This is a genomic window from Caballeronia sp. ATUFL_F1_KS4A, from assembly GCF_023630905.1.
Lineage (GTDB): Bacteria > Pseudomonadota > Gammaproteobacteria > Burkholderiales > Burkholderiaceae > Caballeronia > Caballeronia zhejiangensis.
Map to the genome: position 1 here is coordinate 144934 of NZ_JALQEB010000047.1, position 15361 is coordinate 160294.

At 63.3% G+C, this 15361-nt stretch carries 1 protein-coding gene; it reads left to right on the top strand.

The genetic code is table 11. From position 1 onward, the window contains the following. Positions 1-56: 56 nt before the first annotated feature. Positions 57-15361: non-ribosomal peptide synthetase (locus tag NCS03_RS30845; RefSeq protein WP_250530483.1), on the top strand; the 15305-nt coding region annotated here is incomplete at its 3' end.

Consider the following 15361-nt stretch of genomic DNA (forward strand, 5'->3'; position numbering starts at 1 on the left):
CGTTCTCGACTATCGCTTTCAGAGCACGCGCGTGCTCTCCACTACGGATCGACGCCATGCACGGTTTTCCCATCACGCCCGCTCAATCAGGCATCTTCTTTCGACAGCAACTCGATTTGCGCGATCCGCGCTTCAATCTTGCTCAACTCACGGAGATCATCGGACCGCTCGATGTCGATGCGCTTCAGGCAGCGCTGCGGCAAACCATCGACGAAGCCGAAGGCATGCGCGTGCGCCTCTTCGTCACCGACGGCTTGCCGCGTCAGACCGTTCCCGATGAGCCGTTGCACTTCACACTGCGCGTGGTCGATGTAAGCGATGCACCCGATCCGCTGGAAGCGATCGATCGCGCTGTGCAGATCGCGCTGGCCACCGCCTTCGACCTCGGCCATTGGCCGCTATTCGATGGGCAGCTCTTTCAGGCGAGCCCCACGCGCTTCTTCTTCTTCCAGCGGATTCACCATGTAGCGTTCGATGGCTTTTCGTTTTTGCTGTTCACGCAGCGGCTCGCAGCCATTTACTCGGCACTGATCCAAGGAGACGATCCCGCACCGTCCGGCTGGGCGCGCCTTGCCGATCTCCTCGATAACGACGCCGAGTATCGCGCGTCCAGCGCCTTCGAAAACGATCGGCAGTTCTGGCACGAATACATGGCGGGTTGCCCCGAGCCTGTGATCCTCTCGGCATGCATGGCGCCCGAGCCGATGCCCGCAGAAGCCTATTCGCAGGCGAGCGCGCGGATCCGTTTGTCGCCCGACACGACCGCGCGCATGCGCGATATGGCCGAACGCAACGGCACGACCTGGCCGCAAATCATGACGGCGGTCATGGCCGCCTATGTCGCACGTCTGAGCGGCCAGCCCGAAGTGGTGCTCGGGTTGCCCGTCACCGCCCGCGTCGGACGTCTGGCGAGAAGCGTGCCGGGCATGTTGTCGAATGCGCTGCCGTTACGAGCGATCGTCGACGAACGCACGACCATCGTCGATCTTCTCGATGCCGTCGCGCGGCAAAGCCGCCGCGTGCTGCGTCATCAGCGCTATCGCGTGAAAGATATCCGGCGCGATGTCGGCCGCATCGAAGCCGACAGGCCGCTCTTCGGTCCCACGGTGAACATCATGCCGGAGTACAGCCGTGCGCTGGACTTCGCGGGCTGCATCATCGGCTCGAATCGCTCCTTCTATGGCACGCCCGATGATCTCGCGCTGATCGTGCATGACCAGGGCGATGAACTTGGCATCGAATTGATGTTCGATGGCAATCCGTTGCTCTATACGCCCGAGTCCGTCGAGGCGCACGCGCGCCGCTTCACACGTCTCCTCGAACAAGTGCTCGATCGGCCCGATGCGCCGCTGCATACGCTTCAGCTCGTGTTACCTGAAAGGCAGGCGCTCCTCGAACGCTGGAACGACACGACCGCGCCGTATCCGGAGCATGAGTGCATTCATCGGCTTCTCGAGCAGCAGGCACGGCTCACGCCCGACGCCGTCGCACTCGTCTGCGATGGCGCATCGCTCACGTTTGCGCAGCTCAATGCGCGCGCGAACCGGCTCGCGCATCGGCTCATCGCGCTCGGCGTGCGTCCCGAAGATCGCGTCGCCTTGTGTATGGAGCGCGGCATCGGCGCGATCGTCGCGTTGTTCGGCATACTCAAGTCGGGCGGCGCTTACATCCCGCTCGATCCAGCTTACCCGGGCGAACGTCTGAGTTACATACTCGGCGATGCCTCGCCTCGGTTGCTCGTCGCCGATGCAGCGGGCCGTCACGCGCTCGGTGATATCGGCGCGCTTACGGTGCTCGATCCGGATGCATCGCTCGACGATGCCCTGCCGAACGACGATCCGCATGTGCCCGCCCTCGCCTCGCATCATCTCGCGTATGTCATCTACACGTCGGGGTCCACCGGCAAGCCCAAGGGCGTGATGGTCGAGCACCGGCACGTGATGAACCTGCATCATGCGTTGCAGTCGACCGTGTTCGCGCAGTGCGCGCCGCATGCGGGCGTGACGCTGAACGCAAGCATCGCCTTCGATGCGTCCGTGCAGAATCTCACCGCGTTGCTGTCCGGGCATCGGCTCGTCATCGTTCCCGCCGATGTGCGCACCGACGCGATGGCGCTCGTCGATTTTCTCGACACATCCGGTATCGACGTTTTCGACTGCACGCCGACGCAATTCGAATCGCTGTTCTCGGCCGGTCTGCTCGAACGACGGCAAGCGCCACTGACCGTGCTCGTCGGCGGTGAACCGCTCACGCCGCAGACGTGGAGCCGTCTTGCGCGCGCACAAGGCATACGTGCGTTCAACGTCTATGGTCCGACCGAATGCACGGTAGATGCGACTTTCGCGGAGATCACGCATGAACAGGCGCGACCGGTTATCGGCAAGCCGCTCGCCAACACGCGCACGTATGTGCTCGACGCACGGCGTCGCACGGTGCCGCCTGGCGCGGTGGGCGAGCTGTATATCGGCGGCGCGGGTGTCGCGCGCGGCTATCTGAATCGTCCCGAGCTCACGGCCGAGCGCTTTCTCGACGATCCGTTCGTGCCCGGCGCACGCATGTACCGCACCGGCGATCTCGCCCGCTTTCATCTCGACGGCAATATCGAATTCCTCGGACGCAATGATCTGCAAATCAAGATTCGCGGTTTCCGCATCGAGCCCGGCGAGATCGAGACGCAGATCGCGAGTCATCCGGCCGTGCGCGATGCGGTGGTGATTGCGCGTTCGCGCACGCCCGGCTCGCAGGATCAGCAACTCATCGCCTATGTCACCGCACGCGATGAATTCGGCATCGACGCAAGCGACTTGCGCGAACATCTGAGCACGCGTCTTCCCGACTATATGACGCCCGCCGCGTTCGTTGCGCTCGATGCGCTGCCGCTTACGCCGAGCGGCAAGCTCGATCGCCGCGCGTTGCCCGATCCGCAAGCCGACGCCTTCGCGCTGCGTCCCTTCGAAGCACCGCAAGGTCGCACCGAAAGCGCGCTTGCCGAACTGTGGGCTGAACTGCTGGGAATCGAACGTGTCGGTCGGCATGACAATTTTTTCGCGCTCGGCGGCCACTCGCTGCTCGCGGTGACGCTCATCGAGCGCTTGCGGCGCATCGGGCTGCAAGCGAGCGTGCGAGATCTCTTCGCGACGCCCGTGCTCAGCGCATTCGCCGATGCCATCGATTACGCCGCGCCGAAGTCCGACATTGTCGTGCCGCCCAATGTCATCACGCCCGCGAACAGCGCCATCACGCCGGACATGCTGCCGCTCATCTCGCTGACGCAGACGGATATCGATCGCATCGCCGATCAAATGCCTGGCGGAATCTCTAACGTTCAGGATATCTATGCACTCGCGCCGCTTCAGGAAGGCATCCTGTTTCATCACATGCTCACGACGGAAGGCGATCCGTATCTGCAAACCGCGCGCCTCGCGTTCGACAGCCGCGCCCGTCTCGATGCATGGGTCGATGCGTTGCAACAGGTCGTCGCGCGGCATGACATTCTGCGCACTGCGTTCGTTCACGAAGGCGTGACGGCGGCGGCGCAAGTCGTCCTGCGTCATGCGCCCGTGACGATCGTCGAGGTCGACGATCTGACGCATCATTTCGATGCGCGCACGCAGCGCCTCGATCTCGCTCGCGCGCCCCTGATGCAGATTGCAATCGCACGCGACGCGAGCGGGGATCGCTGGCTGATGCAATTGAACTGGCATCATCTGATCGGCGATCATGCGACGCTCGAGGTCATGCATGCGGAAATCGGCGCGATTCTCGATGGCCGCGCGCACGCGTTGGGCGCGGCGCAACCATTCCGCGACCTTGTCGCGCAGGCCCGGCTCGGGGCGAACCATGACGCGCAGGAAGCCTTTTTCCGCGACATGCTCGCCGATGTCAGCGAGCCCACGTTGCCGTTCGGCTTGACCGATGTGCATCACGACGGCTCGGCCGTCGCCGAAGCGCACATCACGCTGCCCGCCGAACTCGATGCGCGTCTGCGCGCGCAGGCCCGGCATATCGGCGTCAGTCTCGCGAGTCTCTGTCATCTCGCGTGGGCGCGCGTGTTGAACGCGGGCAGCGCACTGGATTCCGATGGGTGCGTGGTATTCGGCACCGTGTTGCTCGGACGCATGCAGGCGGGCGTCGACCAGGCGCTCGGGCTCGTAATCAACACCTTGCCGGTTCGCTTCGACATCGACGACGCTTCCGTCGCTGACAGCGCGCGTATTGCGCATGACCGTCTCGCCGCGCTGCTGCAGCATCAGCATGCCCCGCTCGCGCTCGCTCAACGATGCAGCGGCGTCGCCGCGCCCGCGCCGCTCTTCAATGCGCTGCTCAACTATCGTCATAATCGCGCATCCGACGACCGGCACACCCCCTTCGACGGCATCGAACTGCTCGGCGCCGAAGAGCGCACCAATTATCCGCTGACGTTGTGCGTCGATGACAACGGCGATAGTCTCGGTCTCATCGCGCAGACCGTTGCGCCGCTGTCGCCCGCACAGCTCTGTGGATATATGGCGCAGGCTTTGTCGAGCCTTGCGCGCGCACTCGAAGAAGCGCCGCAAACGCCGGTGAATCAGCTCGACGTCGTGCCGCCCGACACGTATGAGCTGCTGGTGAAGACATGGAACGACACGGCTTCGTATCCATCGGACATGTGCATTCACCAGCTTTTCGAGCAGCAGGCTACGCGCGTGCCCGACGCGGTCGCGCTCGTCTTCCAAGATCAATCCATGACCTATGCGCAACTCAATGCGCGAGCGAACCGGCTCGCGCATCGTCTGATCGCGCTGGGCGTGGGACCGGAAGATCGCGTCGCGTTATGCGTGGAGCGTGGCATCGGCATGATGGTCGCGTTGCTCGCGATCCTCAAGTCCGGTGGCGCTTATGTGCCGCTCGATCCCGCTTATTCGGGCGAGCGCCTGAGCCACATTCTCAGCGACTCGACGCCGCGCCTGTTGCTCGCCGACGCCCCCGGCCGCGCGGCGCTCGGCGATACGGGCGAGCTTACCGTGATCGATCCCGATGCATCGCTCGACGACGACATCTCGCAAGACGATCCGGTCACGGCCGTCGCTCCGTCGCATCTCGCATACGTGATCTACACGTCCGGTTCTACCGGCAAGCCCAAGGGTGTGATGATCGAGCACGCGCAGATCGTTCGCCTCTTCGATGCGACGCACGACTGGTTCAATTTCGATGAACGCGACGTATGGTGCCTGTTCCACTCGTTCGCCTTCGACTTCTCGGTCTGGGAAATGTGGGGCGCGCTGCGTTATGGCGGCAAGCTCGTGATCGTGCCGCAACAGCTTGCGCGCTTCGCGCCCGACTTTCTTCGACTGCTTCAGCGGGAACGCGTGACCGTACTGAATCAGACACCGAGCGGGTTTCGCGCATTGATTCAGGCGCAGGAGACGAACGATGCGCCCACCGCGTTGCGCTATGTGATATTCGGCGGCGAGGCGTTGAATCCTTCGATGCTGGAGGCGTGGTACGCGCGTCATTCGGATCGGCATCCGCGCCTCGTCAACATGTACGGCATCACCGAGACGACCGTGCATGTGACTTATCGACCGCTCGATCGCGAAGACTGCGCGGACAGCCACAGCCCGATCGGCGTGCGCATTCCTGACCTCACGATCTATCTGCTCGATGCGCAACAGCGGCTCGCGCCTGTCGGTGCGGTCGGCGAGTTGTATGTCGGCGGCGCGGGCGTGGCGCGCGGCTATCTCAATCGGCCCGAGCTGACCGCGGAGCGTTTCATCGACGATCCCTTCGTTCCGGGCGCGCGGCTCTATCGCACGGGCGATCTCGGACGGTATCGTCCCGATGGCAGTCTGGAGTTTTTCGGGCGCAACGATCATCAGGTCAAGGTTCGAGGCTTTCGTATCGAGTTGGGAGAGATCGAAGCGCAGATCGCCAGTCATCCGGCGGTGCGCGAAGCCGTCGTCATCGCGCGCGCACGCGATGAAGCGACGCAGGATCAGCAACTCATCGCCTATATCACCGGCGTTTCCGACATCGACACGAGCGACCTTCGCGAGCATCTCGGTTCGCGTCTGCCGGATTACATGGTGCCGTCCGCGTTCGTGACGCTCGATGCCTTGCCGCTGACGACGAACGGCAAGCTGGATCGACGTGCGCTGCCTAATCCGCAATGGCAGAACCTCGCCGTGTATGTCGCGCCGCGGACATCGCTCGAGACATCGCTTGCCGAGTGCTTTGCCAGCGTGCTCGGCCTCGAACGCGTGAGCATCTTCGATGACTTCTTTGCGCTTGGCGGGCACTCGCTGCTCGCCACGCAACTCGTCTCGCGACTGCGCGAAGCCCTGTCGATCGAATTGTCCTTGCGCACGCTGTTCGATGCGCCGAGCGTCGCCGCGCTCGCCGACGCGTTGGAGGACACGGCTCATCGCGCCGGGGCGCGCCCGCCGTTGCAAGCGTTGCCGCGTCCCGCGCAAGTGCCGCTGTCGTTCGCGCAGGAACGCTTGTGGTTCCTCGATCAACTCGATCCGGGACAATCGACGTACAACATACCCGTCGCCGTGCGCCTTTCCGGCTCGCTCGATGTTCACGCATTCGAAACCGCGTTGAACGCGCTCGTGGCACGTCACGAGAGCCTTCGCACATCGTTCGTGGAGCACGACGGCCAAGCGGTGCAATGCATAGCGTCCAGTCTGAAGATCGCGCTGCCGATCATCGAACTCGATGAACGCGTCGCCGATGAGCAAAGCGCCGAGGTCCGCCGTCTCGCGCAGATCGAAGCCTCACGCGCCTTCGATCTTCAACATGGACCGCTGCTTCGCGCGCGATTGCTGCGGTTGTCATCCGCTGAACATGTCCTATTGTTCACGATGCATCACATCGTCTCGGACGGCTGGTCTATCGGCGTGCTCGTTCGCGAACTCGGCGCATGCTATACGGCTGCCGTGCGCAAGGAGCCGGTTGCGCTTCCGCCCTTGCCCGTGCAGTACGCCGACTTCACGATTTGGCAGCGTGCCTGGCTCGCCGATGCGGAACTGGAACGCCAGACGCAATACTGGCGCGGTCGTCTTGCCGATCTCGCGCCGCTGGACTTGCCTCTCGACCGTCCGCGCCCCGCACAGATCAGCGGACGCGGCGCGACCTTGCCTTTCGCGCTCGGCCCCGCGCTGTGCGAACGGCTGTATGCGTTCGCGCAGCGGGAAGGCGTCACGCCTTTCATGCTGCTACTCGCCGTGTTCCAGACGCTGCTTGCGCGCCTTTCCGGACAGAACGATGTCGCCGTCGGCTCGCCCATCGCCAATCGCACGCATGCACAGATCGAGCCACTCATCGGCCTCTTCGTCAATACGCTCGTGCTGCGCGCCGATCTTTCGGGATCGCCGTCGTTGCGTACGTTGCTCACGCAAGTCCGCGAAACGACGCTCGCTGCTTACGCGCATCAGGATTTGCCGTTCGAAAAGCTCGTCGAAGCACTCGCGCCGGTTCGGGACACTAGCCGCCCCGCGTTGTTTCAGGTGATGTTCGTGTTACAAAACGCGCCGCTCGAACCACTCGCGCTGCCCGGCCTCACGCTGGAACCGCTGCCACCGGCCGAAGCCGGCGCCAAGTTCGATCTCACGTTGGACCTGACTCATACGCAAGACCATCTGACCGGCAGCCTGAACTACGCCACCGACCTCTTCGATGAACGCACCATCGCGCGCTTCGGCGAGCGCTTCGCGCGCTTGCTCGAACAGGCGCTCGATCAGCCCGATGCGCCGCTCTTTGCGCTCGACATCGTGCTGCCCGAGGAGCACGCGCTCCTCGAACGATGGAATGACACGGCAACGGCTTATCGCGACGATGTTTGCATTCAGCAACTCTTCGAAGAGCAAGTCCGGCGCACGCCGGATGCCCTCGCGCTCATCTTCGCGGACGAGTCGCTCACGTACACGCAGCTCGATGCGCGCGCGAACCAGCTTGCGCATCGGCTGATCGCGCTCGGCGTGCAAGCGGAAGATCGCGTCGCGTTCTGCATGGAACGCGGCATCGGAGGAATCGTCGCGTTGATGGCGATACTGAAGGCAGGCGGCGCGTACGTGCCGCTCGATCCCGCTTATCCGGGCGAACGCCTGACGCATATCCTCACCGATGCGATGCCTCGTCTGCTCATTGCCGATGCCGCCGGTCGCGAAGCATTGGGCGACACGGGTTCGCTCACTGTCATCGATCCGCAAGCAGCGCTCGACGACGCGTATCCGCAGGATGATCCGCGCCCGAACGTCAGCCCGAACAACCTTGCTTACGTGATCTACACATCGGGTTCGACCGGCAAGCCCAAAGGCGTGGCGATCGAGCACGGAACGCTCGTCGCGTCCACCTTCGCGCGGCACCGGTTCTATGAGCGCGCACCGAACGAACGCTTCCTGCTGCTGTCGTCGCTCGCGTTCGACAGCTCCGTCGCAGGCCTCTTCGGCACACTCACGAACGGAGGCTGTCTTGCGCTCGTCGATCTCGATACCGCGCGAGACCCGCACGCGATCATCGAACTGGTGCGGCACCGCGACATCACGCGTGTGTTGTGCGTGCCGTCGCTCGGTCAGGCCATTCTCGACAGTATGTCGTCGAGCGATGATCATAAGCTTCGCGAGATCATCGTAGCGGGCGAAGCGTGCCCGCCCGGACTCGCGAAGCAAAGCTCCACGCTGCCTCGACCGGTCGCCCTCTACAACGAATACGGTCCGACGGAAGCGACGGTTTGGGCGACCGCGTATCGGTGCCTGCCGGAAGAGTCGAACCCGGTGCCGATCGGCGGTCCCATCGCGAACACGCGCATCTATCTGCTCGACGCCGAGCGCCGCCTGATGCCTGTCGGCGCCGTGGGCGAACTCTATGTCGGCGGCGCGGGTGTCGGACGCGGCTATCTGAACCGTCCCGAACTCACCGCCGAGCGCTTCGTCGACGATCCCTTCGTACCGGGCGGGCGCATGTATCGCACCGGCGACATCGCACGCTATCGCGCCGATGGCAACATCGAATTTCTCGGACGCAACGATCATCAAGTCAAGATTCGCGGTTTCCGTATCGAACTCGGCGAGATCGAGGCGCAGATCGCGAGTCATCCGTCGGTGCGGGAGGCTGTCGTCATCGCGCGCGCGCGGCATGAAGCGACGCAGGATCAGCAACTCATCGCGTACGTCACCGGTACGGACGAGATCGACGCGGGCATGTTGCGCGAACATCTTGCATCGGGCTTACCCGATTACATGGTGCCCTCGGCGTTCGTGGTGCTCGATGCCTTGCCGCTGACGCCCAACGGCAAGCTCGATCGTCGCGCATTGCCCGATCCGCAGTGGCAGGATCAGGCCACATATGTCGCGCCGCGCACATCGCTGGAAGAAACCCTCGCGCAATGCTTTGCCAGTGTGCTCGGCCTTCAACGTGTCGCCGTGTTCGATAACTTCTTCTCGCTGGGCGGTCATTCGCTGCTGGCCACGCAACTCGTTTCGCGCGTGCGCCAAGCGCTCTCCATCGACTTGCCGCTGCGTGCCTTGTTCGATGCGCCGAGCGTTGCAGCGCTTGCCGAAGTGCTTGCGCTCGATGAGTCACGTCGCGTCGCGAGCGCCTTGCCGCCTCTGCAAGCACGCGAGCGACCCGCTCATCTGCCGCTTTCCTTCGCGCAGGAACGTATGTGGTTCCTCGAACAACTGGATCCCGGACAATCCGCGTATAACATTCCAGTCGCGGTGCGTCTGAACGGATCGCTCGATGTGCCGTCATTCGAGACCACGCTGAACGCGCTCGTGGAGCGTCACGAGAGCTTGCGAACCACGTTCGCGCAATACGACGGACAGGCCGTGCAATGCATCGCGCCGCACTTGCACATCGCGCTGCCGGTCATCGCGCTCGATGCGCTAGCATCTGGTGCGCAAGCCGCCGAACTGCGTCGACTCGCGCAGGACGAAGCCACGCGGGCATTCGATCTTCAGCGCGGTCCGTTGCTGCGCGCACTCCTGCTGCGCGTTGCACAAGACGAACATGTGCTGCTGTTCACGATGCATCATATCGTCTCGGATGGCTGGTCGACGGGCGTGCTCGTGCGTGAACTCGGTGCGGGCTATGCGGCTGCGTTACGCAATGAGCCTGTTTCACTGCCGCCGCTGGCCGTGCAATACGCCGACTTCACCTTGTGGCAGCGCGATTGGCTGGCGGGTGCAGAACTCGACCGTCAGACGCAATACTGGCGCAATCAGCTCGCCGAACTCGCACCGCTGAACCTGCCCGCCGATCGCCCACGTCCATCGCAAATGAGCGGACGCGGTGCGAGTGTGCCATTCGCGGTAGGTGCCGCGTTATGCGAACGGATCGACGCGCTTGCGAATCGGGAGGGCGTCACGCCGTTCATGCTGCTGCTCGCCGTGTTCCAGACGCTGCTCGCGCGACTGTCCGGTCAAAACGACATCGCCATAGGGTCGCCGATCGCAAACCGCACGCATGCGCAGACGGAACCAATCATCGGCCTGTTCGTCAACACGCTCGTCTTGCGCGCCGATCTTTCGGGATCGCCGTCGCTGCGTGAACTGCTCGCGCAAGTGCGTGAGACCACGCTCGCCGCTTACGCGCATCAGGACTTGCCGTTCGAGAAGCTCGTCGAAGCGCTCGCGCCGGTTCGCGACACCAGCCGCACGGCGTTGTTCCAGGTCATGTTCGTCCTTCAGAACGCGCCGATGGAGCCGCTCGCGCTGCCCGGCCTGACGCTGGAAGTGATGCGCCCCGCCGATGCCGGCGCGAAGTTCGATCTCACGCTGAATCTGACGCATACACAAGATCGATTCCAAGGCACGCTCGCTTATGCGACCGACCTGTTCGATGAACAGACGATCGTGCGCATGGGCGAACGCTTCACGCGTCTTCTCGAACAGGCGCTCGATCAACCGGATGCGCCCTTGCACGCGTTCGAACTGGTGCTGCCTGACGAGCATGCGCTGCTCGAACGATGGAACGACACGGCCGAGGCGCATCCCGAAGATGTATGCGTCCATCGTCTGTTCGAGCAGCAGGTTCGGCGCTCGCCTGAAGCGACCGCGCTGGTATTCGAAGGCGAATCGCTCACGTATGCCGAACTCAATGCGCGCGCGAATCGGCTTGCGCATCGGATGATCGCGCTCGGCGTCCGGCCGGACGATCGCGTCGCGCTGTGCATGCAGCGCAGCATCGGCATGATCGTCGCGTTGATGGCGATACTCAAGGCAGGCGGCGCTTACGTGCCGCTCGATCCGGCTTATCCGGGCGAGCGCCTGAACCATATCCTCACCGATGCCGCGCCGCGTCTGCTGCTCGCCGATGCCGCGGGCCGGGAAGCATTGGGCGACACCGGCGCGCTCGACGTACTCGATATCGATGCATCGCTCGATGAAGCGCTCCCACAAGAGAACCCGCAAACGAACGTCGCGCCGCATCATCTCGCCTACGTCATCTACACCTCCGGCTCCACCGGCAAGCCCAAGGGCGTGATGGTCGAACATCGCCATGTCGTGAATCTGCATTACGCGCTGCAATCGACGGTGTTCGCACGTTGCGCCGCGCGCTCCGGCATCGGTCTGAACGCGAGCATCGCGTTCGACTCTTCATTGAAGAGCCTCACGGCGCTGCTTGCAGGTCATCGACTGATCGTGATTCCCGCGGACGTGCGCACCGATAGTGCGGTGCTCATCGACTATCTGAACAACGCCGATATCGACGCGCTCGACTGCACGCCCACTCAACTCGATGTCATGCTCGCCAGCGGCTTGCTCGAACGCCGGCGGTCGAAGCTGACCTTGCTTATCGGCGGCGAAGCGATCACACAACAGACGTGGAATCGACTGGCGAACGCTGAACAGATTCGCGCGTTCAACGTCTACGGTCCGACCGAATGCACCGTCGATGCGGCGCTTACCGAGATCACGGCAGACCAGGTGCAGCCGGTCATCGGCAAGCCGATTGCCAACGCGCGCATCTATCTGCTCGATGCGCACCTTCGGCGGGTCCCGCCGGGCGCGATCGGTGAGTTGTTTATAGGCGGCGCGGGTGTGTCGCGTGGTTATCTGAACCGGCCCGAACTCACGGCCGAACGTTTCATCGATGATCCGTTCATCGCGGGCGCGCGCATGTATCGAACCGGCGATATCGCGCGTTATCGCGCCGATGGCAATATCGAGTTCCTCGGACGCAACGATCATCAAGTCAAGATACGCGGCTTCCGTATCGAGCTCGGCGAGATCGAAGCGCACGTCGCCAGTCATCCGTCGGTGCGCGAGGCTGTCGTCATCGGCCGCATGCGGCATCAAAAAACGCTGGATCAGCAACTCGTCGCTTATGTTACGGCAACCGGCGATATCGACATCGAGGCACTTCGGGAACATGCACGTTCTCGTCTGCCCGACTATATGGTGCCGTCGGCCTTCGTGCTGCTCGACGCGCTGCCGCTGACACCCAACGGCAAGCTCGATCGTCGCGCTTTGCCCGATCCTGAATGGCAAAACCTTGCCGCGTATGTCGCGCCGCGCACCTTGCTCGAACACACGCTCGCGAAGTGCTTCGCCGATGTACTCGGCCTCGAGCGCGTGAGCGTCTTCGACAACTTCTTCTCGCTCGGCGGCCATTCGCTGCTTGCTACGCAACTCGTCTCGCGTTTGCGTCAGACGCTTGCGATCGAGCTGCCCTTGCGGACGCTGTTCGATGCGCCTGGCGTCGCTTTGCTTGCCGAAGCGCTGACGCTCGATGCGCCTTCGGATCGCGCGAGCATCTTGCCGCCTTTGCAGACGCGCGAGCGCCCCGCGCATCTGCCGTTGTCCTTCGCGCAGGAACGTTTATGGTTCCTCGAGCAACTCAACCCGGGTCAGTCCGCGTATCACATTCCAGTGGCCGTGCGTCTCACCGGATCGCTCGATGCTCGGGCGTTGCAGACCGCGATGAACGCGCTCATCGATCGGCATGAAGTCCTGCGCACTTGCTTCGCGCAACACGACGGCGTTCCGGTTCAACGCATCGCAATGCAAGCGCAGGTCACCGTGCCGCTGATCGCGCTCGATACGCTCGATGCCGATGCGCAGGCCACCGAAGTCCGCCGCCTCGCACAAGATGAGGCAACACGCGCATTCGATCTTGAACAGGGTCCGCTGCTCCGAGCGAGATTGCTGCGCCTGTCCGCGCGAGAGCATGTCCTGCTGTTCACGATCCATCACATCATCTACGATGGCTGGTCGACGGGCGTGCTCGTGCGTGAACTCGGCGCGTGCTACACGGCGGCGTTGTCGAACGCGCCTGCTGCGTTGCCGCCGCTCGATGTGCAGTACGCCGACTTCACCTTGTGGCAGCGCGATTGGCTCGCCGGCGCCGAGCTCGAAAGACAGACTCGGTACTGGCGCGATCGGCTCGAAGGCCTCGCGCCGCTCGATCTGCCGACCGATCACCCCCGGCCCTCGCACATCAGCGGGCGCGGTGCCAGCTTGCCCTTCGCCCTCAGCCCGGCGCTTTCCGAGCGGCTGATCGCGCTCGCGCAACGCGAAGGCGCCACGCCCTTCATGCTGCTGCTCGCCGTCTTCCAGACGCTCCTCGCGCGTTTGTCCGGGCAAACGGATATCGCGGTGGGCTCGCCGATCGCCAATCGCACGCATGCGCAAGTCGAGCCGCTCATCGGCCTGTTCATCAATACGCTCGTCATGCGCGCGGATCTCTCCGGCTCGCCTTCGTTGCGTACATTGCTCAGGCAAGTTCGCGATACGACGCTCGCCGCGTACGCGCATCAGGACTTGCCGTTCGAGAAGCTCGTCGAAGCACTCGCGCCCGCTCGCGATACTAGCCGTACGGCGCTCTTCCAGGCGATGTTCGTGTTGCAGAACGCCCCGGCGGAGCCGCTCGCCTTGCCCGGACTCACGCTCGAGTTGCTGCCTCCTTCCGAAGCCGGCGCGAAGTTCGATCTCACGTTGAAGCTCGCGCACACGCAAGGGCGCTTTACTGGCAGCCTGAGCTACGCATCCGATCTTTTCGACGAGCACACGATTGCAAGGCTCGGGGAACGCTTCGCGCGTCTGCTCGAACAAGCGCTAGAAAAACCCGATGCGCCTCTGCACGCGTTCGACATCGTGCTACCCGAAGAGCATGCATCCCTCAGGCGATGGAACGACACCGCTGCTGCGTATCCCGAGCACTTGAGTATCCATCAACTTTTTGCCCAACAGGTCCGACGCTCGCCCGATGCGATCGCGCTCGTTTTCGAAGACGAATCCCTCACGTATGCGCAACTCGATGCGCGCGCTAATCGGCTTGCGCACCATCTCATCGCGCTTGGCGTCGAACCGGAACATCGCGTCGCATTGTGCATGGAGCGCGGCATCGACATGATCGTCGCGTTGATGGCGATACTCAAGGCAGGCGCTGCGTATGTGCCGCTCGATCCCGCCTCGGTCGCCGAGCGCCTCGCGTACATGCTCGACGACGCCGATGTATCGCTGCTCGTGACTCAGACATCGTTGCTCGACGGTCTTTCACGGGTCGCGCTTAACGTCTCGATCGTTTGTCCCGACGACGAAGCGTGCCGTATCGAAGCATGTCCCGATATCGATCCCGCCATTGACCTGCAGTCGCACAGCCCCGCGTATGTGATCTACACGTCCGGCTCGACCGGCAAGCCCAAGGGCGTCGTGCTGAGTCATCGGAATCTATCGAACTATCTGAGCGGCGTGCTTGCGAGGATGAACGTGCTCGCGCCGTGCAAGATGGCCCTCGCTTCAACCATCGCGACCGATCTGGGCAATACGATTCTGTTCGGTGCGCTGGTCGCTGGCCACGAGCTGCATGTGCTGTCGAACGACCGCACCACTGATAGCTATCTGTTCGGGCAGTACATGCGTCAGCGCGGAATCGATGTGCTCAAGATCGTGCCCGGACATTTGCGCGCGCTCGTTGACGTTACGCTCGACACCGCGCCTGCATTGCCGACGCAATTGCTCGTGCTAGGCGGGGAAGCGACGCGCTCCGACTGGATCCGCCGCGTGCAGGCACTGAAGCCCGGCATGCGCATTCTGAATCACTATGGCCCGACCGAGACGACCGTGGGCGTGTTGACGCATGCCTATCACGATGACATCGCATACGGCATGTCGATTCCCATCGGGAGACCGTTGGCCAACACGCGAGCCTATGTTCTCGATGAATTCCTGCGTCCTGTGCCGCTCGGCGTGACGGGTGAGTTGTATATCGGCGGTACGGGTCTCGCGAGCGGCTATCTGCGGCGCGCGGCGCTCACCGCGCAGCGCTTCGTCGCCGACCCCTTCACTTCTGGCGAGCGCATGTACCGCACAGGCGATCTCGCACGTTATCGTGCCGATGGCAACATCGAGTTCCTCGGCCGCAACGATCATCA